The sequence below is a fragment of the Sphingobium phenoxybenzoativorans genome (assembly GCF_001757355.1).
Classification (GTDB): Bacteria; Pseudomonadota; Alphaproteobacteria; order Sphingomonadales; family Sphingomonadaceae; genus Sphingobium; species Sphingobium phenoxybenzoativorans.
Map to the genome: position 1 here is coordinate 34666 of NZ_MINO01000006.1, position 23121 is coordinate 57786.

The following is a 23121-nucleotide window of genomic DNA, read 5'->3' on the forward strand; positions in this document are numbered from 1 at the left end:
AACTAAAGCGCGCGCCACATCACCAGCGCGTCAACGGGGCCAAGGGCAGGGTGATCAAATGCGCCAGGAAGCCGCCCTACCTCTGCAAAGCCGAGACTCCGCCACAGGGCGGCCGCGCGAACATTGCTGCTCACCACAAAATTAAACTGCATGGCCCGGAAGCCGCGCCCGCGAGCCTCGTCCAGTGAATGGAGACACATGGCCCGCGCCACGCCTCTGCCGGTAGCAGCCTGGGCCGTCGCATAACCCGCGTTCGCGACGTGAGCGCCGCCACCCATCTGATTAGGCCGGATATAATAACTGCCTATGATTTCGTCATTTTCTTCGGCAACGAACGGTATGTGGTCTCCACCAAGCCAATAGGCCGTGGCGTCATCCCGAAGCATGTTGCGTGGAAGGGCGAAAACTTCTCCGGCACGAATAACAGGCTCGATAACCGCCCAGATCGCTTCGGCGTCATCAGACGCCGCAGGGCGAATGGAGAGGGTGGTCATACCTGCTTGGCGGCCTGCCAGAGCCTTTCTTTATCGTCCAAAGACAGGGCAGCAAAGCCAGCGCCGGCCTGATCCTCCATCGCCCTGAACCGCTTTTCAAACTTCACGTTCGCACCACGCAGCGCCGTTTCCGGGTCGATCCTGTGATGCCGGGCAAGGTTGACGACCGCAAACAGCAGGTCGCCGATCTCCTCCTCTCGATGCGCTGGGGAGGTGGCAGTCTCCACCTCGACGATTTCTTCCTGAATCTTGGCGATAACCCCTCCGGTATCAGGCCAATCAAATCCCGTCCGCGCAGCCCGCTTCTGCAACTTCTCCGCACGCAACAATGCGGGAAGCGCGACGGCAACGCCAGCCAGGGCGCTGGGATCACTCTCCTTCTCCGCGCGCTCCGCCGCCTTGATCGCTTCCCAGTTCATTTGCGCCGCTACACCATCCTGCGCATGCACATCGCCAAACACATGCGGATGACGCCGGACCATCTTGGCGCAAATATTCTCGATGACGTCCTGCAGCGCGAAATACCCGGCCTGCTCCGCCATACGCGCGTGGAACACCGTTTGCAGGAGCAAATCGCCCAGCTCATCTTTGAGCGCGGCCATATCGTCACGCTGTATGGCGTCAGCGACCTCATAGGCTTCCTCTATCGTATAGGGCGCGATCGTGGAGAAGTTCTGTTCGATATCCCAGGGGCATCCCGTCACAGGATCACGCAAGCGCGCCATGACACGCGCCAGCGGCATAATGTCCGCGACGCTGGCTTCTCTACCGTCCGAAAGCGGGAGGGGAGTGCTGGAACTGCCCTGAGAATCACGCATATCTGTTCCCGCCGCTTAGAAAAGGCACTATCTGTCCCGGATAGAAATGACACCATCAATGAGAGCAGGGGCTGCGTGGAGCCATCGGTTTAGCGCAGCGCAGACCCTGCTGATGGCGTACAGTGGTGGGGAAGCGCACGGACCCGCTGCGCATGCAGCGGGCTCGGTCAGCGCGCCTTCACAAACTCCAGCGTTCCCCGTGCCTGCAACTCAGTTTGGCTGAGCCGGGGGCCGCGCTTGAGCTTGGGGCGGCCTAACCGGCGCCGATCGATTTTCGCTGATGCCTCTGGCTCGGGGAACAAATGTGTGGGCTGGTCGCGACGGGCAGGGGCATTATTGTTCCGCTGGCGGTGATGCGGGGCGATCGCCTGGATTTCCTTTGCCAGCGCCAGCGCCGCGTCGAGATGCTTGTTGTCGACGATGGCAGGTTGATTGATCCGGGGCATCTTGTCGAACAGGCTATAGGGGAGGGAGCGCCCCTCGTGCCGGATTTCCACCGTGCCATCTGGATATTCACAAACATCCACGCGCTTGCGCGCCAGTTCCTTGCTGATCGGGCTCGGCTCCAGAAGGAACAGCACCTTGTTATAGTGCAGCGTCAGCGCGGCCGTGACCGTTCGCTGTTCGCGCCAGACCATGACGGAGTGCAGATCATCTCGCGGCGCCAGAGGGCGGTGCAGATCACGACTGTTCGCTGCCGGGCGAGCGAAGCGCGCATTATGTGTCGTCTGGTAGCCGCTCAAAAAGGCATTTGCTTCTCCGATTGAGGAGATGCCCTCCAGTCGCATCGCCTTGACGAGCCGATCCTGCAAAGTGCCGTTCGCCCGTTCGACCCGGCCCTTGGCCTGGGGCGAGTTGGCGCAGATGATCTCGATGTTCAGCGCGTCCAGTGCGCGCCCGAAGTGCGTCATGCCATCACCCTTCGCCGTCGCCTTGGGGTTGCGGAAGACCGTGTGCTTGTCGGAATAGAAGGCCACCGGCTTGCCGTGCCGCTCGATATATTCGCGCGTCGCTTCCATGTAGGAAAAGGTGCTTTCGCTCTCGACCATCTTGAGATGCATCAACTCGCTGGTCGCGTCGTCAATGTAGACGAGCAGCGTGCAGCGCGGACCGCGATCCTCGAACCATTCATGATCAGAACCGTCGATCTGAATCAACTCGCCACGGCACTCCCGACGATGGCGAGGCTGATAGGGACGAGAACGACGAGCGGCGCGATCCTGCCAGATACCCGCCCCGATCATCATCTGTCGCAGCGTCTCACAGCCCACCGAAATGCCGTGGCGCTCCGCCAGATATTCCCGCGCCAGGGTCGGTCCGAAATCGCCATAATGCTCGCGGACCAGCGATAGAATCTGCTCGCGAAAGGCATCGCCGTGACGCCGGTTGCCCGGCCGACCACGCTTGCGCGACACCAAGCCTGAAGCGCCTTCGGCGCGCAGACGCTCGAGCAACCGGAAAATCTGCCGACGCTTCAATCCCAGCAGCGTTGCCGCATCCTCAACCCGAAGTTCGCCGCGATCCACACGCGACAATGTATCAAACCGCGAAAGCTCGCCATGGCTCATCGCCACCACCGTCATAAGCGCGTCCTCCCGAACTGCCAGGAGGACCATGCCACCGGACTCTGCTAAGGACGCCTGAGGGTGTCATTTCTATCTAGCAGAGGGGTGTCATTTCTATCCGGCGCTTACAATATCTAAATCCGATAATATATATTATGTTAAATAACCCGACTGGCGTCAGGCGAGCGAACCGTCATTTCGGCTCCAGGATCATCTCGCTATCCTCAACACGCCAGCTTTTCAGTTGCGACAGGAAATTCATGCCGAGCACATTGACCTCGCCAAAAGCCGGCGACACGACGACCGTCAAATTGCTTGCCTTGATAGCGCCGACCGCCAATGTAGGCACGACCGAATATTTGGCCTCCACCGGACCATTGGCTGTCTGCATCATCGCGACGCGCTGCTGATCGACAATGAGCCCCGCCAGCCGCGTGGTAGCCTCCGACAGCGCCGTAATACTCGCGCCGCTATCGACCAGGAAGCGCGCGGGCACGCCATTCACATTGCCCTCGACCCAATAATGGCCGTCAGCCGCCAGCGCGATACGAATGGCATTGCCTTCCATTTGCTGGCGCGGCGCGCCGGTAACCTCGGTCTGAACGCGAGTAGCGACCAGCCCCAGCTCCTGACGGTAGCTGAATGCGATTAGCGCCAGAAGGAATATGCCAACCCATATCAACGCCATGCCAAGCGCGCCCTTCAGGCTGACCCGGCGCGAAAGCAATGCGGACCCGACGAGCGTCAGCGCCAGGACATACCAGATCACCTGCGCCGTCTGGTCGCCGCTCATGAAAGATCTACCACCATGCCGTCATATCCAGGTTCAACATTGGGCGGAAGCGTAGCGCGCAGCGTCGCATAGTCCATGCTCTGATCCATATGGATCAGCACCGCACGGCCAGGCTTCGCCTCCGCAATGGCATCCAATGTCAACGCCAGATGCGGATGGCTTGGGTGTGGCTCCCGGCGCAGGCCGTCGACAACCCACAGGTCGATATTCGCGAACAGCGACGCCATAGCGGTCGTAACTTCATGGAAGTCCGTTGCATATCCCACTGATTTTCCGTCATATTCGAACCGGAATCCGGTAGAAAATATCTCGCCATGAGGCTGATCCACGCTATGGATCATAATATCTCCGATCATGATCTCCATGGGTAGATCATGGCCAGTGATGATTGGAGGATAGCCGCCATGTCCTTCGAAAGCATAAACAAACCGGCGCTGTAATAGTCTCAGCGTCTCTACGCGGGCATAGCCTGGCATGGGACTGCGCCGGTGGTGCGCAAGTTGCCGCACATCGTCCAGGCCATGGCTGTGGTCGGCATGATCGTGCGTCCATAAAACGGCGTCGATATCGATCACGCCAGCAGCGAGGAGCTGTTCGCGCAAGTCCGGCGAGGTATCAACCAGCAGGCGGGTGCTTTCCGTCTCCACCAGAATGGAAGGCCGAGTCCTGCGATTTTTTGGCTCTGCGGGATCGCATGCGCCCCAGTCATTGCCTATGCGCGGCACGCCGGATGAGGTGCCACTGCCCAGGATCGTGACCTTCAGACTCATTGCACCGTCTTGGCGAATAGCCTGCGGAAGTTTTCCGCGCTGTAGGCGGCAAGGTCATCGACATCTTCCCCACGCAAACCGGCGAGGAAGCGGGCAGTGTCAGCTACAAAAGCCGGCTCACACGGCCTCCCCCGATGCGGAACAGGTGCTAGGAATGGAGAGTCCGTTTCAATTAGCAGCCGATCCTTCGGCAACCTCGCCGCAGTTTCCTGAAGATCCTTGGCATTTCTGAATGTCACGATGCCAGAAATGCTGATGTAAAAGCCGATTTCCATCGCCATGTCGGCAAAGGCGCCGCTTGCGGTGAAACAGTGGATGACGCCGGTATAGGCCCCCTTCCCCATCTCCTCGCGCAATATCGCGATCGTATCCTCCTCCGCCTCCCGCGTATGGACGACAAGCGGCAGGCCGGTCTCGCGCGAGGCAGTGATATGGGCGCGGAAGGATGCCTTCTGCCGATCGCGATCGCTGTGGTCGTAATAATAATCTAGGCCCGTCTCGCCGATACCGACGACGCGCGGATGGGCGGCGCGCTGCACCAGCTTGGCCGTATCAATATGGGGGTGTTCGTCAGCCTCATGCGGATGAATGCCAACCGTGGCCCATACATCCGCCTCACGTTCGGCCGTCGCGAGCACGGCGTCCCATTCGCTTTCTCGGGTGGCGATGTTGAGCATAACGCCAACCCCCGCCCCACGCGCCCGGTCCAGCACGCCCTGCTGATCCTCGACCAGCCCCTTATAATTCAGGTGGCAATGGCTATCGACCAGCATGGATCACCCCTCGGAATCCGCAAGCTCAAGGCGTGGAAACAAAGGCTTGGGAGCAGATAATATGAAACCGCTTGAGGATAGCGCATCATACCATGCGCCATCGATGGCGGCATGGCTACGCGCATCGGCGGGCAAGCCCATCTGGTCAAGCAGCGCCGTGGCGCTTGCCGGGATCACTGGCTGAATGATGATCGCAAGGTTGCCAATAGCCTGATAGAGTGTCGCCAACACTGCTGTCATCCGGTCCGGGTCGGTCTTACGCAGCGCCCAGGGCGCCTGCGCGTCTATATAGGCATTGCAGGCGAATACGGCCTTCATCCATGCCTCGATCGCCTGTGAAGGTGCCAGGTCGCCCATGGCGTCGGCAAAGTCGGATCCTGCGTCGCTTACAAAATCGCGCAATTCCGCGTCGGCGGGATCGGATGTGCCCCCCGCCGGCAGCACACCATCCAGATTCTTGGCGATAAAGCTCAGGGTCCGTTGCGCCAGATTGCCGAAACTGTTGGCGAGATCGCTATTGGCACGGCCAACAATCGCCTCCGCGCTGTAACTGCCGTCATTGCCGAAAGTAACTTCGGACAGCAGGAAATAGCGGAGTTGATCGACGCCGAACCGCTCCGCCAGTTCCAACGGGTCGGCGACATTGCCGACGGACTTTGACATTTTCTCGCCCCGATTGAGCAGAAAACCGTGGCCAAACACCTGTTTCGGCAGCGGCAATTTTGCGCTCATCAGAAAGGCCGGCCAGTAAACCGTATGAAAACGCACAATATCCTTGCCAATGATATGGATAATATCGCCGCCCTCCGCCCAATAGCGGGCCATGCGTTCCGGGTCGTCGGGATAACCGCAGCCTGTGATATAGTTGGTCAGCGCATCGACCCAGACATACATGACATGGGATGTGCCGGTCTCGTCGCTGCCAGGCACCTTCACGCCCCAGTCAAAACTGGTGCGTGAAACGCTGAGGTCGCTTAAGCCCCCCTCGACAAAACGCATAATCTCATTCCGGCGGCTGTCCGGGCGGATTAAGTCGGGCTGCGCAGCATAGAGGTCCAGCAAGGGCTGCTGATATTTGGACAAACGGAAGAACCAGCTCTCCTCGACAGTCCATTCGACAGGCGTGCCCTGGGGCGAGAGTCTTGTGCCCCCCTCCCCGTCGATCAGTTCCTTCTCGTCGTAAAAGGCTTCGTCACGAACGGAGTACCAGCCCTCATATCGGCCGAGATACAGATCGCCATTGGCCTCCATTGCCTGCCAGATCGCCTGGCTGGCCCGATGGTGCGCGGGTTCGCTGGTACGGATAAAACGATCATAGCTGACATTCAGAGCGTCATCCATTTCTTTGAAATAGGATGACATTTCGTCTGCCAGAGCGCGAGGTTCGATTCCCCTCGCCCTCGCCGTCTGATCCATTTTTAGGCCATGCTCGTCCGTACCGGTCTGAAAAAAAACGTCGCGGCCCATCATGCGTTGGAAGCGGGCGATGGCGTCGCTTGCTATCGCTTCATAGGCATGGCCGATATGCGGGCGGCCATTGGGATAGCTGATCGCGGTCGTAAGGGTGAAGGGCTTTGACATGGCGTCGTGCTCTACGGTCGAAAATCGCGCAGGACAAGGCGGCTATGCGCGGACAACCGCGTGATTTGCGCGGGCCGGGGCGGCGTCAGGCGGCCTCTCGCACATCAGCCATCCCGGCGATGAGGCTGCACAGCTCGAATACCACAGAAGACGGGTCCAGTGACAATATGACGGCGCCCGCCGCAAGGCTGCGCGCCTGCTCCCATGCATCGACGGCAGTGGCGAGCGGCCTCCCCTCTCTCGCGCGCGCTGCCGCGGCGATGAAGGCGGGCCCACGTTCCAGCAGCGCCTCATACCGTGGCCGGGCGGCCTTGGGCGACAGCATCTTCGCGAGCATCAACCGGCGGCTATTATCGAGGTCTCCAGTCGTCAGGATTTCGCGCATCAGCGATTCCACCTGCGCCAGACCGAGACCGGCAAATTCCAGGGCGCGGCCGGGCGACCCCTGCCCCATCGCGATCAGCGCCTCCATCTCGCCATCATCTGCAAGGTCAGGCAGATTCTGCCTCAACACTTGCCGCATCTGATCATCGGGGAGCGGCGAGAAGCGCAATAGCCGGCAGCGCGAACGGATGGTGGGGAGAAGGCGCGCAGGCGCATGCGACACCAGCAGGAAAATCGTCCCGGCCGGCGGTTCCTCCAGATTCTTGAGCAGAGCGTTGGCGGCTCCACGCTCCAGATCGTCGGCGCTGTCTATGACGATGACGCGGCGATCGGAAAAGGACGGCACATTGGAGAATAGCCGTTGCAGTCCGCGCACCTGGTCCACGCTGATATTGCGGGCATAGTCGCCATTGTCCTTTTCCAGCCGCTCCAGCTCGGCATAGTCAGGGTGTGCGCCCGAAGCGAAAAGGCGGGCGATCCGGTGATCCTCCGGCACATCCAGCCCGGAGGACTGAAAAGACGGCCCCGCTGCGTCCGCCAGCAACCGCAGCGCCGCGGCGCGCGCAAAGGCGGCCTTTCCAATGCCCTTCGGTCCAGCGAGTATCCAGCCATGATGCATTCGCCCGCCAGCGGCCGCATCCAATAGGGTGCGGGCCTGCTCATCCTGCCCGAAATATGACGTCATGGCATCAGGTCCGACAAGGCGTCCCAGAGGCGAGTGGTAACCTCCTCCGCTTGCCCCGATGCATCAATCAGGCGGATACGGCCCGGCTCCTGACTGGCATAGGCGCGAAAAGCATCCGCCACCCGGCGATGAAAGGCCGTATCGCGCGCGCCGATCCGGTCGGTCGCGCCACGATCCCGCTTTGCGGCGCGGGCGGCGGCTTCCGCCTCATCCAGCGTGAGGACCAATGTCCTGTCGGGCAGCAATCCTTCGCTGCCAATGCGGTGCAGCGCCAGTATATCGGCATCGGCAAGGCCGCTCGCTCCGCTTTGATAGGCGCGGCTGCTGTCGAGGAACCGGTCCGACAACACCCAGGCCCCGCGGCGGAGCGCAGGCAGGATCGTCTTTTCGAGATGATCGGCGCGGGCGGCGGCAAAGAGCAAAGCTTCGGCGCGCGCATTCCAGCGATCCTCCGCACCGGTGAGCAACAGGCTGCGGATCGCTTCCGCCCCCGCGCTTCCGCCCGGCTCGCGGGTTTCGACGACCTCAAGGCCGGTGCCGCGCAATCTCTGCGCCAGCGCCTTCAACTGGGTCGACTTTCCCGCGCCCTCACCGCCCTCAAGGGTGATGAAGCGGCCCGTCACCCGAACAGCGACTTCAGGCCGTTCCACAGGCGGCCGAACATGCCCGCCTCCGCCACGTCATCGGCGGCGACCAGCGGCATGATCTGCGCGGGCGTGTCCGGCGTGGAAACCACGAGTTGCGCGATTTCCTGGCCCTTTTTGATCGGCGCCTTGATCGGCCCGGTATAGATCACCTTCACGCCGATATTGGACGAAGCCGTACGGGGCAGCGTCACGGCAAGGTCACGCGGGGCGACAAGGCCAACCTCGGTCGCTCCGCCAAGCTGCACTTCGGCCGTTTCGACCAGAGCGCCTTTCTTGAACAAGGGCTGCGCCTTCCACGCGCGGAAACCCCAGTCCATGAACCGCACCGACTCCTCGATCCGGCCATTGAAGCTGGTGAGGCCCGCAACGACCATGACCAGCCGCCGCCCATCCTGAACCGCCGATCCGGTGAAGCCATAGCCCGCTTCTTCAGTGTGCCCGGTTTTCAGGCCGTCCGCGCCGGTGATGCGCCCCAGGATCGGGTTGCGGTTCGCCTGGGCGATGTCCGCGCCGCCCATCGTCTTGCCCCAGGTGAACGACCGGGTGGCGTAGAAACGCTTGTAGAGGTCGGGCGTCTCCTGGATCGTGCCTTCCGCCAGCTTGGCGAGGTCGCGCGCGGTGACATAGGTCACACCCTCGTCGGGCCAGCCATTGCTCGTGCCGAAATGGCTGTCGGTCAGGCCCATGCGCTCGGCCTCCTGGTTCATCTGCGCGACGAAGGCCTCCTCCGTTCCCGCAATGCCCTCCGCCAGCACGACGCAGGCGTCATTGCCGGACAGGGTGACGATGCCATGCAACAGGTCGTTCACCGACACCTGCTCGCCGGGAGAAAGAAACATGGTCGATCCCGCCTGCGGGCCGTGCCATTTCTGCCAGGTTTCAGGCCGCACGGTGAATTTCGTGTCCAGCTTCAACTCGCCCCGCTGGATCAGGCGGAATGCGACATGCGCCGTCATCATCTTCGCCATGGATGCGGGCGGCATCCGCTTCTCGCCACCCTTGTCATACAGCACGGCGCCGGACGACAGATCCTTCATATAGGCGATCGGCGCTTCGCTGGTATAGGGCGGCGCTTCGGCCGCGAGCGGCTGCGCCGCAAGAGTGAATAGGAGAGCGGCGGAGGAAATTCTTTTCATTGTCAGTCCCGGATCATGCCCCGGCGGGAGCCGTTAAGGCCGTTCATTAGCCACAATGCGCGAGTCCGCAAACCCCTTCGATGCGGAGACGGCGCTCTCCTGCGCCAGACGGGTGCGCAGGGCGACGAGTTCCGCCGCCGGGACGGGAGGACGCGGCACCGCCGGCTTTCCCGCGCGCAATTTCGCCTTGTCGCTTTCCGGCGGATCGACGAGCCGGACATGCACAGCCGCCACCCCCTTCCTGACCACGCCAAGCTGCTCCGCCGCGCCTTGCGACAGGTCGATAATCCGGGTTCCCACGAAAGGGCCGCGATCATTCACGCGGACCAATATGGTCCTGCCAGTGTCCAGCGCCGTAACCTCCAGATAGCTGGGCAAGGGCAAAGTCTTGTGCGCGGCGGACACGCCCGACGGCCTGAACCGCTCTCCATTGGCCGTTGGATTGCCCGACTGCTCCTTCCCATACCAGGAGGCATAGCCGGTGGCGTCATATTGGGCGACAGCCTGCGGCGCATAGGTGACGCCCTTGACCGTGTAAGGCTTTCCGATCTTCACCGGCGTATCCGAAACGGCGCGAAAGCCGCCCCTGCCCCCGCTCACCGTGCCGCAAGAGGCCAATGCAAGCGACGCAAAGGCGATGAGGAACGCGACGCTATTGGGCAACCGCATCAGCCAGCAAACCCACTGAAAGCGCATAGAAATTCGAGCAATTATAGTCGAGGATGACGCGATAGTTATTCGTCAATAGATAAGCCGTCTTTCCCGGCCCATCCGGCTCCAGCAGAGTCGCCAGCACAGCATCCCCCGGCCAAGCCCGTCCTTGCATCACCACGCCCCGCCTGCGCCATTCGGCCATGGTCAGCCAGCGGCTGTGCCGCTCCATCACGCGGGGGCAGCGGGCGGCGTTGGTGCGGTTCGCCACGCCGGCCCGGTCGAACGAGGCAGGCAGGGTGACGGCGACGCCCCATGGCTGCCCCCTTCGCCACCCGGCGCGCACGAAGTAATTGGCGATGGAGGCGAGAGCGTCGGCCTCGCTGGTCCAGATATCCGCCTTTCCATCGCCGTCGCCATCGCGGGCGACGCGCAGATAGACGGACGGCAGGAATTGCGGATAGCCTGTGGCCCCCGCCCAGCTTCCTACCAGACGGGAGCGCGGCACGCCGCTGTCCAGCATCTTCAGCGTCGCCAGAAATTCGGGCTCGAACAGGGCGCGCCTGCGCCCCTCATAGGCCAGGGTGCCGAGAGAGCGGAGCAGATCGAAATCGCCGGTGTAGGAGCCGTAATTGGTCTCATGACCGAAGATCGCGACCATGATCGCTTCGGGAACGCCCGTCTGCGCCTCTATCTGCGATAATTTGGGCCGGTTTGACTGCCACGCCACCCGCCCGCGCGCGATACGCGCGGCATCGACATGCTGCAGCCGGTAAGGCTCAAAATTGGGAATCGGGGAATCGAAGCTGCCTCCGGGCTGCGACTGGTCCAGGGCTATGACGCGCGGATTGGGCGTGAGACCAGGAAAGACCGTGTTCATCGTGGCGTCGGAAATACCCATCGCCCGCGCCTTTGGCCGCAGCCCGGCGAGATAGGATTGAAAGCCCGCATCCGGCAAAGGCGATGCGGATTGCGCGGGAATGGGCTGCACCATCTGCGCGCCCGATGGCGCGGATTGCGGCACGGCGCTGCCGGGAATGAGTGCGGCGGCCAGGAACCCGGCCAGCATGATCGGTCGCATGATAGTCTCCCTGACCGCCTTGTTGCACAGGCGGGCGATAAGGTGAATCCCCTAAAGCCTTCAAAGCGCGATGAAGATTTGCCTTGGCAATGGCTGCAGGGGCGATAAGAAGCGCGACACGCGGAAGGGCGGCGATGCGGTCGATTGCAGCGACCTTGAAAGCTACCGGAGCTTGCGACCTGAGCGCGGAATTAGGAGTGTGGTTACAAGGGGTTAGTGTAGGTCAGGTTCGCCGGGTATAATCACCCATAAGCCTGTCGTAAGCTGCTAGCCCCGAAACGGTATGGAAGAGTGTCCGAGTGGTTTAAGGAACTGGTCTTGAAAACCAGCGACGGGGCAACCCGTCCGTGGGTTCGAATCCCACCTCTTCCGCCATTGCCGTTAGTCATCCACTCCAGAAATGACGCGATACATGGCCAACAGCGGTTTATGAATCAGGGTGAGCACATAGAAGCCAGCCAATAGGCCCGGCCACACCAGCAGCTTGCCCCATTCGCCAAACCATTGCTCGCCTACCAGCATGGTCGCCACTCCGGGCGCCCACATCACGAAATTTCCGGTTCCTAGTATGAACAAGCCTCCGGCAACTAGCCGTAGAGCGCTCGGGCTTTTCTTTATCACGGCCAACGGAGAAATTCCGTCACCCCATGAATAGACCAGCACGAGCGTCGTGAGTGAACATGCCAACAGCGCCAGTGAACCAAGATGCTCGTTAATCCAGTGCATGGCTTTCTCTATGCCAAAAGACGTTTCTGGCCATAAGGCAGCGCATAATTGCGAGGATGAATGACGAGGTCAACTTACCATCCCGCCCACTCCTGTTAACAGAGCAGCACCCCACGCCCGAAGGCGCAGGGTGCTGGCAGCGTCAAGGCGGAAGGAGTGTAGCCTACCCCCGCTGCTGCGGATGTTCGATTTACGAGGGACCGTCCGCTGATCCTCGGCGCAGCCAGCCGAATAATGCCACGCGCAACCCTATGCTGGCACCGGCAGGCACCGTCAGCGAGCATGTGCGCCGCTCCATGTCCCGTCCTGCTCCCAGCCGCGCAGAGCAGTGACTACCGCCCGATGTCCTCAGCAGCCAGCGCCCGCTCTCCAATCCCGGCAGCACGTCGCGCTGAACCCATGCGTCAAATGATCCGAACCAGTGCGCCCACGGCGATGTTGCCGGTATAGCGCGCGCCGCCTGCCGCTCACGTCTGAGGCGGAAGCGTGAAGCCAATAACAAGGTCGCGGTGGAAGGATCAGTTGATTTTCCAACATCACCTCTCCGCAGCTTGCAAATATTGCATGCAAAACTAATCCTGCTTTTGGAGGCGTTGTGCCGTGCAGCCTCGATGGGAGAGATTAATGGCGTTTTTTCAGACGAGCACTTTGGGGTTGGCGCTATGCGCGGCGATAATCGGAACGGCGCAGACTTCCGTGCATGCAAAGGGAAATGATATGAAGGTTGCGACATCCTACAGCTTGCAGACGCTTTCCGACCGCGCCGAGATTCAGGAGCGGCTCGCGCGTTGGCCGGATATTGTCGACAGCATGAAGCTGGACCTGCTGCCCGAAGTGTTTCAGCCCGATGTCGTCTGGGACTTTGGCGGCGGAACCGTGGAATATAGCCTGGCGGCGGTGCGCAAGAAGATTGAAGGCCATCTGGGCGACAACGCCCCAACCTTTTGCGGTCATACCCGGCATGACCTGTCGAACATGATGATCGATGTCGATGGGGACAAGGCGCGCAGCAAGGTGAACGTCTTTGCGTCGCACGAAGGGGTCGGGCCATATGCCGGGAAAATCCTGTATATCTGGCTGACCTATACGGACGATTGGGTCAGGACCGCCAATGGCTGGCGCATTGGCCATCGGGAATATCGCATCCAGTTCATGAATGGCCCCAAGGAGATTGTGTATGGCGACGACTCTCCGCCAATCGACCCCTCCCAGATATTAAAGAAATAGAACGGCGGAGGCTGCGGGCGCACTTCCATCGATGGCCGCAAGTAAAGATGTGACCGCCAGCGCAATCGCGAGCAAGGGCGGCCCAATATAGCAAGGAAACATTAGCATATTCGCGTTAAGTCCGGATCGGACGAAAGGCAAAATGCTATGAAGACAGCATTGCTGACATGGGCGGAACAGGAGATAGACGCCCGTCGCGACCACCGGCTGGAGATATTCCTGCCGGTCAAGCTGCTGTGGGCGGGAACCCGCCGGAGCGCCCAGATCGTCAACATCTCCCAGAGCGGAGCCAAGCTCTATTGCGCCATCACGCCTTCGCATGGCGACCTGCTGGGCATTGAATGGCAGGGCAAACTCATCCTCGGCCGGTGCGTCTGGTCGCGATCCCACCTCGCCGGGATCGCCTTTGAGGAGCGGCTGACCGATGACGAGATGCAGGCGATGATCGCCTGACATCATCGTCATATTTCCGCTTTGTTACGACAAAATCCCTTTAATTCACGATAGATAGTGGAACAGAAGGCTGCGTCACAGCGTCTGTTAACCATGTTTGCAAGATGATTGCGGCCATGAGAGGCCGACCCTCGCGCCGCCAAGGCCGGGGATAATCCCACCATCAGCCGGAGATTTGCATGATCATTCGCACACGCTCAGCCATGGAGTCGGCAAGGCGCAGAAAGCCCGAAGATGTCGCTGCATGCGTCCGCAGAATCATAGGGGCAGGAGACGACCGGTTGACCCACCGCCCCCTGCCCTTGCCCCGCCGTCAGGCGGCGGGCTGAACAGCATGGCGGGACCGGCTGACCAGCCCCGCCACGCCTTGCATCAGAATGCCGCCGAGATCGAGAATACGACCTGACCCGAAGCGATCGACGAGCCATTCTTGGTCGACGAGAAATTCGGCTGCAGGTAGAGCGATTCCGAGCTGCTGATGTTGGTGTCGACATAGGCGACGCCAAGGGTCAGCGGGCCGAGTGCGACGTCACCGCCAACCATCCAGTCCAGATACTTGCCGGTCGGCGCGACGCTGGTGCCGTTCGGGCCAAGGCCGGAGTTGCCGTTCGAATAGCCAAGGTGCGCCTTGACGGTCAGCGGCGTGGACGGGATGCCGGAGCTGATGTCGCCCCAGATGTAGAGATTGTCTTCCTTGTCGCCCGGCGCGTCAGGAATGCCGGTGCCGTAGGAAGCGCCGCTCAGATACCAGCGGCCAAGAGCCTCCTGCTTGGGCGCATAGGCGACGCCCGCGAGCAGTTTTGCCGGGCCGACGGTGCCGCTGACCTTCACATAGGGTTCGGCGAAGTCGGTCTTGTCCGAACCGCCCGGATACATGTACCAGGTCAGGCCGACGTCGATGGTCGCGCCGCCAACGGGAATGGCGTAACCGGCGAACAGGTCAAGCTCCATGCTGGAGCCGCCGAAGGTGCCCCAACCCGCGAGGTTCGATCCCCAGGTGCCGACATAGGCGCCGCTTTCGTGGGAGACGGTGATGCCGCCCTGGATCGCCATTTCCTCATCGGTCTGCGAAACGCCGCGGAAGCGGTAGTCGGAAACCAGGCCAACCGAGCCGGTGACGGAAATGGGGCTGGAGGGCTCTTCCTGAGCCAGGGCCGGAGTTGCCGCCGAGAGAAGAGCGATGGCCGCGCAAGCCAGATGATAGCGCATGAACATTTCCCCTTTATTTGAAAGAAATGTTCCGTCCTGCGTCCGAGCCGTGCCCCAATCTCATCAGTGATGGTGAAGCATCGGATCGAATGAGGCGAGGATAATATTGCGGCGCAGCATCCTGAAATCAATTCGGCCCGATGAAGGGCGTATCCCGCCCGCTAGTGACCTATCGGCAACGGTTTATTTCTATATTATTTCTTGTTTGATTCATCTGGTTAACTGATCGCGGCGGAATATTTCCACTCGCCTGTTCAGCCTTTTTGGGAGGCGTTTATCGCTCCGAATCACCAAAAGGAAATTGCCCGCCGCATGGGTCATGCGGCGGGCAATTTCGGCTGGATCGGGGCAAGCCCGGTCCGTTCATGCCGCGTCGGCGAACGTCTTTAACCGGCCCGTGGCGCCCAGCAGCTCGACGCGCTCGCCCGACTGGCGGCGGCGCTGCAGCCACTCCTTCACCATCTCGGCGCAGGTATGGTCGATATGCGACAGGCGCTCGATGTTGAGCTTCAACGCCCCGGTTGCGGGGATGGCGTCCAGCTTGGCGGACAGTTTCGGCAATGTAAGGAAAGTCGCCGATCCATCCAGCGTGATCTCCCGCGCTTCCCCGTCCTGACGCTCGCCAACCTTCAGGCCAAGCTTACGCAGATGAGGCAGCAGTTCGACCATCGACAGGCCCAGGCCGACCAGCACGCCGGTCAACAGGTCCGTCGCCACCACCATGATCAGCGTCGCCGCCCATACGACGGCGGGCAGAGGTCCATAGCTGTGGAACAGGTGCCGGACATGCTGGATGCTGACCAGGCGAACGCCTGTCACCACCAATATGCCCGCCAGCGCCGCCATCGGGATCTCCTGAAGCAGCCACGGCAGCAGCGCAACAAAGCCCAGGATCCAGATGCCATGCAGGATAGCCGACAAGCGCGTCATGGCGCCCGCCTGGACGTTGGCGGAACTGCGCACGATAACGCCCGTCATCGGGAGCGCGCCGGCCACGCCGCAAAGCAGGTTGCCAACGCCCTGCGCGCGCAGCTCCTTATTATAGTCGGTGCGCACGCCATTATGCATCCGGTCCACCGCCGCCGCAGACAGCAGCGTTTCCGCGCTGGCGATAAAGGCGATGGCCAGCGCCGTCGCAATGATCGTCGGGTTCAGGAACTGGCTCCAAATCCCTTCATCGGGCAGTGCGATCGCGCTGACGATCGACTCCGGCACCGTGACCCGCGCCACTTCCAGGCCCATGAAGAAGGCGACGAGCGTCGCGGCCACGACGCCGACAAGCGCGCCCGGCACCAGCTTCATCGAGGCCGGGCGGAGCTTTTCCCAACCCAGCATGCTGACGATAGTGACCAGGCCGACCGCAAAGGCGATGAACGCCGGTTCATTATCCAGACCCAGCAGCTTGCTTGGCATCGCCATCAGATTGGCGAGGCCGCTGGGCAAGGGCCGGTCGTCGAACAGCACATGGAACTGACCCACGACGATGAGGACGCCAATACCCGCAAGCATGCCATGCACGACCGCGGGAGAAATGGCGCGGAACCAGCCGCCCACGCGCAATATGCCCGCGACGAACTGAATGATGCCGGCCAGAATCAGGATAGGACCAAGAGCCGAAAGCCCCTGATCCCGCACGATTTCGAACACGATCACCGCAAGGCCCGCAGCAGGACCGCTGACCTGCAGCGGCGATCCCGCCAGCAGGCCGACGATCACGCCGCCGATAATGCCAGTGATCAGGCCCCTTTCAGGCGGCACGCCCGACGCGATCGCAATGCCCATACAAAGGGGCATCGCGACCAGGAACACGACGATGGATGCAGTGAAGTCGCGGCTGAAGGTGCCGCCGGAAAGGGCCTTCATCATTGGCTTATTCCGCCGCCTGGAGGGTGGGAGCGATATCGCCGGCAAGGCGGCGCGCCTGCGGCAGGGCAACCGGCAGCGGCTCGCCCTCACGCAGCGGCACGAAGCGGCCGCTTTCGCCGTCCATGCCCAGCACCTGGCCCGCATGAATGTCTACATACCAGCCATGCAGGGCGATCTCGCCGCGGGCGATGCCGGACGCGACCGACGGATGGGTGCGCAGGTGCGAGAGCTGCACCACGACATTTTCCAGCGCCATATTGCGCAGCTTTTCCGCCGGGCTGAGGTCAGCCGGATAATTTTCGCGGCAAACTTTCTGCGCAGCGTGCGAGTGGCGCAACCATGCAGCAACATTCGGCATCGATCCCAGGTCGGCGTCGGTCGCCAGCGCTTTCATCGCGCCGCAATCGCTATGGCCGCAAACGATGATGTCGCGCACGCCCAGCACCATGACGGCATATTCGACCGTCGCGGTGACGCCGCCCAACTGGCTGGCATGTGGCGGAACAATGTTGCCGGCGTTACGGCATACGAACAGATCGCCAGGGTCCGCCTGCATGATATGTTCTGGGACGATGCGAGAGTCCGCGCAGGAGATCATCAACGCCTTGGGGCTTTGACCATCGCTGGCCAGGCGGCCGTAAAGCTCGCTCTGGGTGGGGAAAACGTGGCTCTCGAAGCTGAAAACTCGACCGATGAGCTCGTTCATGGCTCTATTCCTCAGATAAAATGGCCCAGACGGGGGGTGTCCGGGCAGTCATCAAAGGATAGGGATCGACTTTTGCTGCGCCGCAGCAGTTTTGTTAAAAATTATGTCTGATTTCCGATATATGGCAGGAATACCTGCGCCAGCAGGCCGCCTTCCGGTCTGTTGGAGAGACGAAGCGTGCCGCCTTCCCGCTCGATCGCGCGCAAGGCTATGGCAAGCCCCAGTCCCAGCCCTTTCGTGTTCCTGCCCCGCGCAGCGTCCAGACGAACGAACGGCCGGAGCGCATCAACCAGCCGGTCCGGCGGAATGCCCGGACCGTCATCAGCGATCGACAGAATGATGGAGTCGGCGTCCCGTTCCAGCGAGACATGCACCGTTTCGCCATATTTTGACGCATTTTCAATGAGATTGCGGATCGCCCTCTTAAACCCGACCGGCCGGACCGACAGGTCGAGATTGTCTGGGCCAGCATATTCGGCCCGCCCGCCGCTATCCGTAATCTCGTCCACCAGCGTCGCGGCCATGATGGCGATATCCATTGTCTGCGGCTTTTCCGGGTCATCCTCTCCGCCCAGATAGGCGAGCAGCGACGAGACCATCGCCGACATTTCCGTCACATCATTGCCGATTTCCTGCCGCAGCGCCTCATCGCCTATGCCCTCCGCGCGCAATTGCAGCCGGGCCAGGGGCGTGCGCAGATCATGGCCGACCGCCGCCAGCGCCTCCACCCGGTCATTGATCAGCGAATGGATGCGCGCCTGCATCTCATTGAAGGCCCGGACCAGGCCGCGCACCTCAACGCCGCCGGTCTCCTCGATCGGCTCCACCTGCTCCCCATGGCCGATGCGGGCCGCGGCCTCCGACAATTTGCGCACCGGGCGCAGGGTCGAACGCACCATCAGTCCCGCGATCAGGCTGAGGCCAAGCGCGACGACCACCATCATGACGATCCAGGTGAAGCGAAATTTCTTTTCGTCCACCAGTTGAGGCGCCTTGAACGTCACCCAACTGCCGTCCGCGAGTTGCAGGGACCCCATCACGATCCCTCCCCGCCCCGGCTCCTTGAGATACAGCCGCAGGTCATGGCGGGCCAGCACAGGCTCCCATCGCGTAATCTGGTCCCGCATCTCGGTGAGGTCGGCCGACATGGGCGGCGCGGGCGGCAAGGTTGGAACCCAGCGTATGGTGAAATTCTTGCTGGAAAGCCGCCCGGCGATAGCGGGCCGTTCAGCGGGCGGCCTCTGGATCATCACGCGGCTTGCGCCAGCGAGATGTTCGGCCACGCGATGCACCTCATCTTCCCTGACGCGCAGTTTGCTGGCGCGGTCGTAAAGGATCGTGCTGGCGCAAAATTCAATGAGGATCGTCAGCAGGACGATCCCCAGAATACGGCCGAGCAGGCCGACGGAAGGGTGCAGCAATGCCCTCAAACGCGCTCGACTTCAGCGCTGAACATATATCCGATGCCACGCACCGTGACGATCGGCGCCTTGCCGCCCTTGTGCGACAATTTCCGCCGCAGCCGGCTGATGAGAACATCGACGCTGCGATCGGAGCTGTCGCCCAGGCGGGTGCGGGACAGTTCAATCAGCCGCTCACGCGCGATCACCCGCTGCGGATTGTCGATGAAGCTCGCCAGCAGATCAAACTCCGCCCCGGTCAGATCGACGACCGCATTGGTCGGCGAGGTCACTTCCCGGCGCGGGAAATTGATCGTCCAGCCGTCGAAATGCGCTTCCCGGCGGCCGCCGCCCTCATGCTGACGATCCATCCGGCCCCGGCGCAATATCGCGCGGATGCGCGCGATCAGTTCGCGGGTGTCGAACGGCTTGGTCAGATAATCGTCCGCGCCCAGCTCAAGCCCGACGACGCGATCGACCTCCGCCGCCTTGGCGCTGACGAAGATGATGGGCACGTCGCTCTTTTGGCGGATCTGGCGGCACAGGTCGAGACCATTGGTGCCCGGCAGCATGATGTCCAGCACCACCACATCAACCGGCAGTTCCGTCATGATATTCCACATTTCCGGCGCGGAACCGGCAGGACGGACATTAAAACCGTTTTGCTGCAGCGATCGCATGACCAGAGTGCGCAGTGCCGGATCATCCTCGACGATCAGAACATTGGGGGCGGTCATGTTATGGAAATTCCAGACAGTTTCTGGTCCCCCATGTAAGGCACGGAGAGACCTGGATCAATGATGGCCGATCCGGATGCCCATGCGCCCATGTTGGGGGGAAGCGCAATTAGACATCCGGATAGGTTGACGAAGAACGGGCGGGCGGCCTCAGCCGCCCTTGGCCCGGTTCAGCGCGGCAACGCCGTCCAGCTCGGCGACCAGCGCGCTCTGATCGCGCTGGGCAACGGCTGTAGCCTGCGAGGCGAGCTTGTCGGACTGACGCGCGACGGCGGCGGCAATGCGCTTCTCGGCGGCCTGGCAAGTGCCGATCTCATAGCCGGACAGGGGCGCAAACTGATGAATGGGCTTGGCCAGCGCCGCGACAGCCGTGCTGTCGGCGGTATGGACGGCGCGGTTCACCACGACATTGGCTTTCCAGCGGCAGGCGGACTGACCCGCGCGGCTCGCGGGGATGGCCGCGATTTCGCGGGTGCTGGTCTGCGAATCCAGGCTGTAGGACGCATTTACCGGCAGCACATTATGCTGGACGGCAGCCTGATGGACCGGCTGAGCATAGGCAGCGGGAGCCGCGACCGCAGCCAGCATCGCAATCCCCGAAAGGATAGTGAGTTTCATAAAAGTCTCCTGCTAGATCCCGGCGACTGGTTCGCGCCGGTAACTGATCATTGAGGTAATCAAGCAGGATGTCCGGCCCATTTTCCGGTTGTAACAAAGTGTTGCCCCGAAATGGCTGATTTACAATTCTTGCAAATTCAGAAGCTTAGAAACAATCGCATCGGGCGATCGAGACCATCCCCGGATGGTGAGAGCGTAAAAGCCCGCTCCTCCCAACACAATATTCGCAGCCTTCCCGGTTTTACCACAGCGGCCGGTCGCTTTTTGAAAGGGCGAAGCGGCAGCCTATTCGCCTATTTCGGAACGGAAAATCCAAGGCGCCATTTTGCTCCGAGCAGCAGATCATATTCCTTCGGCTCAAAGGCGTCGAAGCCGCCGCCGGGATATAGGGTCAGTTCCCCTACCCTGACCCATTCGTCGCAGGCGTAGAGATCGACCCGCAGGAAATCGAACCCCTTGCCCAGCCGTTCGGCGAGACGGATCATTTCCTCCAGCCGCGCCGGTTTTTCGACCTCGCCGAGAAAGAAACCGTCATAATCGGGATCGTGAAACGGCAGCTTTCGCCATTCGGGGTCATAATTGCAGTAGGATGTCTGGCCCTCGCTCTCAAAATCCACCTCGATATGGGAAACAACGCCATCGAAGGTGAACAGGCGATAGTCTGGCGGAATCGCCCCGCGCGAAAGCAGCATCGGTTCGATGATGATGCGCGGCTCCAACTGGCTATAGGCCCATTCGCGATTATAGGAGGCATGGTCGATGGCCAGCCACGCATCGGAAGGATCGTCCGCCATCAGCGCGTCGACATCATCCCAATCGTGCAAAAGACGTCCGACGCCGCTGGCATGCGTGGGCTTCACCACTGCAGGCAGGGCGATCTTCCGCCAGTCGACGCTGGACAACGCGGTGCCCACCCATTGCGTCGGCACGACATAGCGGGGACCGGCCACTTCGGTAATCAGCGCCTTCACATCCGCCTTGTCGACGATGGTGGGGAAAAGCGGGTTACGGTCATAAAGCTTGCGCGCCTGAACCTTGTCGGTAAAGGTCCGCGGGTTGCGAAGGTCGGGGAACCGGCCCCGGAACGTGAAATATTTCAGCGCGCAGAAGGTCGCGTCAGGAAGCGGCGCGATGATCCTGCAGATCGCGCTGCGCGCCACGTCCTTCCAGCTTTTCTGGGTATGTCCGGTATTGAGGAAAACATCCCTGTCCGTAACCGCCGCCGTCACTTGCGCCCTTTCCTCGCTCTGCTGCAGCGATTGTAACAGCGGCCGTTTAACAGGCGGTTATGGACTCGCGATAAAGACGCGCTGATGGCAAATATCCTGCGTTCCTCCCTGATCAGCATAGCGGCGACCGGCGCATCGCTGGCGGCCGGCTTCGTCAGCAACATCATTGCCAGCCGGATGCTGGGGCCGTCCGGCGCGGGCCTTATCGCCTTTTCGCTGTGGGCCGCGACATCCGCCTCAGCCGTCGCCGATCTCGGCCTTCCCCAGACGATGCTCCGCAATGCCGGGGCCGCTTCGGGACCGGGCGATGCCTGGAAGGGGCTGGTGCATTCGGCGCTGCGCACCTTCCTCCTTTCCGTGATGCTGGTGGGTGCGGGCATGCTTGGCTACGCAGCGTGGCTGGGCCGGCACGAGGATGGAGGCGGATGGCGCTGGGCGGTCACGGCGGCACTGTTTGTCGCCTATGCGCTGGCCGCTTTCTCCACGGCGGTCGCGCGGGGACGGGGGCGTTTCGGGCAAACGGCGATCAGCACGGCGATAGGCGGCGCGCTGCAGGTGCCCCTGGTACTCATCGGGGCATGGTTCTGGGGCGCGGCGGGGGCCCTGATCGGCCATGTCGCCCGCTACCTGCCGCAAGCTTTGCGCCTGCGGGGCTATTTCAGGCACCCCGCCCGTCCCCTGACGCCAGAAATGCGGTCCTATGCAGGGAATATGTGGCTGAGCGACCTGGTGGAGAATATGATCCTCTCGCGGATCGAATTCCTGTTCCTGGGCATCTTCTTCGCCTCTACCCAGATCGGCTATTTCGCATCCGGCCTCGCGCTTGCAGGGCTGGTCGAGCAGATCATGCTGCAGATATCCCCCGCGCTTATCGTGGGATTTGCCGATGCGCATTCGCGCGGCGACATGAAGTCGCTGCAAACATCCTACAGCCGCGTCATGCGCATGGTCAGCCTGATCATCTTTCCCGTGACTTTCGGTGGAGCCGCGATCATCCCCGCGCTTCTGCCGCTGGTCTTCGGCGAGCCTTTCACCCCCGCCATTCCCGCCGCCGTCATACTGATGGCGACGGTCGGCGCTGCTGCGCTCGCCGTCATTCCCTGGGGCCTGATCAGCGCCGCCAGCCAGAGCCAGCAGATCCTGCGCATCCAGATATTCAGCGGCTTCCTGACGATCATCCTGCTGCTGGCCATCGTCCCCTGGGCGGGGCTGGAGGGGGCAGCCTGTTCGCGCGCCGGGGTCAGCCTCCTGACGCTTGCGATACTCCTCTATATCGCGGCCCGGCATATCGGGATTGCGACGCCCTGGGCAGCGTTGATCCGCACCATGATCGCGGGCGGCCTGTGCGCCGCTGCGGCGGCCATCCCGGTGATGATGATGCCGCCCATTCCCGCCATCGCCGTCGGAGTGATTGCAGGCGCTCTGGTCTATATCTTTGCGATCCGCATGCTTCGCCTGGTCGATCCGGACGATGCCGGCCTATTGCTGGCTGCTGTGGAGGGCAAATTGCCCGGCCCTGCGAAGCGGATCGCGGCGAGCCTGTCAGCCTTCATCGCGCCACGATAGCGGCAG

At 61.8% G+C, this 23121-nt stretch carries 23 protein-coding genes and 1 tRNA gene; 4 read left to right on the forward strand and 20 right to left on the reverse strand.

Translation table 11 applies throughout. The features are described from left to right. Positions 1–2: 2 nt before the first annotated feature. The 12 genes from BHQ40_RS04935 to BHQ40_RS04990 all read right to left on the reverse strand — a co-directional run bounded on the left by BHQ40_RS04935 (position 3) and on the right by BHQ40_RS04990 (position 11291). A complete protein-coding gene (locus BHQ40_RS04935) occupies positions 3–494 on the reverse strand; it encodes a GNAT family N-acetyltransferase (RefSeq protein WP_070153270.1) in 492 nt (163 codons plus the stop codon). After that, positions 491–1237, reverse strand: a complete 747-nt coding sequence (gene mazG, locus BHQ40_RS04940; protein WP_070153273.1) for a nucleoside triphosphate pyrophosphohydrolase — start codon at positions 1235–1237, stop codon at positions 491–493. Before mazG ends, BHQ40_RS04935 begins: the two co-directional genes overlap by 4 nt. 242 nt (positions 1238–1479) lie before the next feature. Next, positions 1480–2895 (reverse strand): ISNCY family transposase, encoded by a 1416-nt coding sequence (locus tag BHQ40_RS04945; RefSeq protein ID WP_070153275.1) that lies wholly within the window; start codon positions 2893–2895, stop codon positions 1480–1482. Positions 2896–3070: 175 nt separating this feature from the next. After that, positions 3071–3670: a retropepsin-like aspartic protease family protein gene (locus tag BHQ40_RS04950; protein WP_070153279.1), complete on the reverse strand. Its 600-nt coding sequence runs from the start codon at positions 3668–3670 to the stop codon at positions 3071–3073. Further along, positions 3667–4440, reverse strand: a complete 774-nt coding sequence (locus BHQ40_RS04955; RefSeq protein ID WP_070153282.1) for an MBL fold metallo-hydrolase — start codon at positions 4438–4440, stop codon at positions 3667–3669. Before BHQ40_RS04955 ends, BHQ40_RS04950 begins: the two co-directional genes overlap by 4 nt. Further along, positions 4437–5213 (reverse strand): TatD family hydrolase, encoded by a 777-nt coding sequence (locus BHQ40_RS04960; RefSeq protein ID WP_070153285.1) that lies wholly within the window; start codon positions 5211–5213, stop codon positions 4437–4439. The genes BHQ40_RS04955 and BHQ40_RS04960 overlap by 4 nt, the downstream gene beginning before the upstream one ends. Before the next feature lie 3 nt (positions 5214–5216). Further along, positions 5217–6794, reverse strand: coding sequence for a methionine--tRNA ligase (gene metG / locus BHQ40_RS04965; RefSeq protein WP_070153288.1), 1578 nt, complete (start codon positions 6792–6794; stop codon positions 5217–5219). An 85-nt stretch (positions 6795–6879) separates the two neighbouring features. Further along, positions 6880–7863 carry a DNA polymerase III delta subunit-related protein gene (locus BHQ40_RS04970; protein ID WP_070153291.1) on the reverse strand — a complete coding sequence of 328 codons (984 nt, stop codon included), beginning with the start codon at positions 7861–7863 and terminating at the stop codon, positions 6880–6882. After that, positions 7860–8486 (reverse strand): dTMP kinase, encoded by a 627-nt coding sequence (gene tmk / locus BHQ40_RS04975; RefSeq protein WP_070153294.1) that lies wholly within the window; start codon positions 8484–8486, stop codon positions 7860–7862. Before tmk ends, BHQ40_RS04970 begins: the two co-directional genes overlap by 4 nt. Then, positions 8483–9646 carry a D-alanyl-D-alanine carboxypeptidase family protein gene (locus BHQ40_RS04980; protein ID WP_070153296.1) on the reverse strand — a complete coding sequence of 388 codons (1164 nt, stop codon included), beginning with the start codon at positions 9644–9646 and terminating at the stop codon, positions 8483–8485. Before BHQ40_RS04980 ends, tmk begins: the two co-directional genes overlap by 4 nt. Before the next feature lie 33 nt (positions 9647–9679). Beyond that, positions 9680–10315, reverse strand: a complete 636-nt coding sequence (locus BHQ40_RS04985) for a septal ring lytic transglycosylase RlpA family protein (RefSeq protein WP_070153301.1) — start codon at positions 10313–10315, stop codon at positions 9680–9682. Further along, on the reverse strand, positions 10299–11291 hold the full coding sequence (locus BHQ40_RS04990) for a lytic murein transglycosylase (protein ID WP_070153588.1): 993 nt from the start codon (positions 11289–11291) through the stop codon (positions 10299–10301). The genes BHQ40_RS04985 and BHQ40_RS04990 overlap by 17 nt, the downstream gene beginning before the upstream one ends. Positions 11292–11663: 372 nt before the next feature. On the opposite strand from BHQ40_RS04990, the gene BHQ40_RS04995 reads away from it, so the two are divergent. After that, positions 11664–11753, forward strand: a tRNA-Ser gene (locus BHQ40_RS04995). Positions 11754–11759: 6 nt separating this feature from the next. Here BHQ40_RS04995 and BHQ40_RS25580 read toward each other — a convergent pair. After that, positions 11760–12104, reverse strand: coding sequence for a hypothetical protein (locus BHQ40_RS25580; RefSeq protein ID WP_139139188.1), 345 nt, complete (start codon positions 12102–12104; stop codon positions 11760–11762). A 717-nt stretch (positions 12105–12821) separates the two neighbouring features. Between BHQ40_RS25580 and BHQ40_RS05000 the strand changes: the two genes are divergently transcribed. Both BHQ40_RS05000 and BHQ40_RS05005 read left to right on the forward strand, forming a co-directional pair. After that, complete coding sequence (locus BHQ40_RS05000; RefSeq protein WP_171905767.1) at positions 12822–13331, forward strand: nuclear transport factor 2 family protein; 510 nt, start codon at positions 12822–12824, stop codon at positions 13329–13331. Between the two features lie 147 nt (positions 13332–13478). Beyond that, positions 13479–13784 (forward strand): PilZ domain-containing protein, encoded by a 306-nt coding sequence (locus BHQ40_RS05005; protein WP_070153307.1) that lies wholly within the window; start codon positions 13479–13481, stop codon positions 13782–13784. Between the two features lie 372 nt (positions 13785–14156). On the opposite strand, the gene BHQ40_RS05010 is transcribed toward BHQ40_RS05005, so the two are convergent. From BHQ40_RS05010 to BHQ40_RS05040, 7 genes are all read right to left on the reverse strand, one after another. Continuing rightward, positions 14157–14999, reverse strand: coding sequence for a TorF family putative porin (locus BHQ40_RS05010; protein ID WP_070153310.1), 843 nt, complete (start codon positions 14997–14999; stop codon positions 14157–14159). A 357-nt stretch (positions 15000–15356) separates the two neighbouring features. Then, a complete protein-coding gene (locus BHQ40_RS05015; protein ID WP_070153313.1) occupies positions 15357–16859 on the reverse strand; it encodes a SulP family inorganic anion transporter in 1503 nt (500 codons plus the stop codon). A gap of 4 nt (positions 16860–16863) precedes the next feature. Next, on the reverse strand, positions 16864–17565 hold the full coding sequence (locus BHQ40_RS05020) for a carbonic anhydrase (RefSeq protein ID WP_070153316.1): 702 nt from the start codon (positions 17563–17565) through the stop codon (positions 16864–16866). 101 nt (positions 17566–17666) lie between these two features. Beyond that, positions 17667–18986, reverse strand: coding sequence for an ATP-binding protein (locus BHQ40_RS05025; protein ID WP_253183267.1), 1320 nt, complete (start codon positions 18984–18986; stop codon positions 17667–17669). A gap of 5 nt (positions 18987–18991) precedes the next feature. Beyond that, entirely contained in the window at positions 18992–19702 is a 711-nt protein-coding gene (locus BHQ40_RS05030) for a response regulator transcription factor (RefSeq protein WP_070153321.1), read from the reverse strand. A 150-nt stretch (positions 19703–19852) separates the two neighbouring features. Further along, positions 19853–20320, reverse strand: coding sequence for a hypothetical protein (locus BHQ40_RS05035; protein WP_070153324.1), 468 nt, complete (start codon positions 20318–20320; stop codon positions 19853–19855). Positions 20321–20613: 293 nt separating this feature from the next. Next, the gene (locus tag BHQ40_RS05040) at positions 20614–21549 is read right to left on the reverse strand and encodes an ATP-grasp fold amidoligase family protein (RefSeq protein ID WP_070153327.1); all 936 of its coding nucleotides are present in this window, start codon (positions 21547–21549) and stop codon (positions 20614–20616) included. Between the two features lie 84 nt (positions 21550–21633). Between BHQ40_RS05040 and BHQ40_RS05045 the strand changes: the two genes are divergently transcribed. Beyond that, positions 21634–23115: a lipopolysaccharide biosynthesis protein gene (locus BHQ40_RS05045; RefSeq protein ID WP_070153330.1), complete on the forward strand. Its 1482-nt coding sequence runs from the start codon at positions 21634–21636 to the stop codon at positions 23113–23115. The last annotated feature ends 6 nt before the right edge of the window (positions 23116–23121 follow it).

Bases quoted from the DNA above. Each gene is read 5' to 3' on its own strand.
- BHQ40_RS04935 (WP_070153270.1), bottom strand. From the start codon at position 494: ATGACCACCCTCTCCATTCGCCCTGCGGCGTCTGATGACGCCGAAGCG.
- mazG (WP_070153273.1), bottom strand. From the start codon at position 1,237: ATGCCGCTGGCGCGTGTCATGGCGCGCTTGCGTGATCCTGTGACGGGA.
- BHQ40_RS04945 (WP_070153275.1), bottom strand. From the start codon at position 2,895: ATGACGGTGGTGGCGATGAGCCATGGCGAGCTTTCGCGGTTTGATACA.
- BHQ40_RS04950 (WP_070153279.1), bottom strand. From the start codon at position 3,670: ATGAGCGGCGACCAGACGGCGCAGGTGATCTGGTATGTCCTGGCGCTG.
- BHQ40_RS04955 (WP_070153282.1), bottom strand. From the start codon at position 4,440: ATGAGTCTGAAGGTCACGATCCTGGGCAGTGGCACCTCATCCGGCGTG.
- BHQ40_RS04960 (WP_070153285.1), bottom strand. From the start codon at position 5,213: ATGCTGGTCGATAGCCATTGCCACCTGAATTATAAGGGGCTGGTCGAG.
- metG (WP_070153288.1), bottom strand. From the start codon at position 6,794: ATGTCAAAGCCCTTCACCCTTACGACCGCGATCAGCTATCCCAATGGC.
- BHQ40_RS04970 (WP_070153291.1), bottom strand. From the start codon at position 7,863: ATGACGTCATATTTCGGGCAGGATGAGCAGGCCCGCACCCTATTGGAT.
- BHQ40_RS04980 (WP_070153296.1), bottom strand. From the start codon at position 9,646: ATGAAAAGAATTTCCTCCGCCGCTCTCCTATTCACTCTTGCGGCGCAG.
- BHQ40_RS04985 (WP_070153301.1), bottom strand. From the start codon at position 10,315: ATGCGGTTGCCCAATAGCGTCGCGTTCCTCATCGCCTTTGCGTCGCTT.
- BHQ40_RS04990 (WP_070153588.1), bottom strand. From the start codon at position 11,291: ATGGTGCAGCCCATTCCCGCGCAATCCGCATCGCCTTTGCCGGATGCG.
- BHQ40_RS25580 (WP_139139188.1), bottom strand. From the start codon at position 12,104: ATGCACTGGATTAACGAGCATCTTGGTTCACTGGCGCTGTTGGCATGT.
- BHQ40_RS05000 (WP_171905767.1), top strand. From the start codon at position 12,822: ATGAAGGTTGCGACATCCTACAGCTTGCAGACGCTTTCCGACCGCGCC.
- BHQ40_RS05005 (WP_070153307.1), top strand. From the start codon at position 13,479: ATGAAGACAGCATTGCTGACATGGGCGGAACAGGAGATAGACGCCCGT.
- BHQ40_RS05010 (WP_070153310.1), bottom strand. From the start codon at position 14,999: ATGTTCATGCGCTATCATCTGGCTTGCGCGGCCATCGCTCTTCTCTCG.
- BHQ40_RS05015 (WP_070153313.1), bottom strand. From the start codon at position 16,859: ATGATGAAGGCCCTTTCCGGCGGCACCTTCAGCCGCGACTTCACTGCA.
- BHQ40_RS05020 (WP_070153316.1), bottom strand. From the start codon at position 17,565: ATGAACGAGCTCATCGGTCGAGTTTTCAGCTTCGAGAGCCACGTTTTC.
- BHQ40_RS05030 (WP_070153321.1), bottom strand. From the start codon at position 19,702: ATGACCGCCCCCAATGTTCTGATCGTCGAGGATGATCCGGCACTGCGC.
- BHQ40_RS05035 (WP_070153324.1), bottom strand. From the start codon at position 20,320: ATGAAACTCACTATCCTTTCGGGGATTGCGATGCTGGCTGCGGTCGCG.
- BHQ40_RS05045 (WP_070153330.1), top strand. From the start codon at position 21,634: ATGGCAAATATCCTGCGTTCCTCCCTGATCAGCATAGCGGCGACCGGC.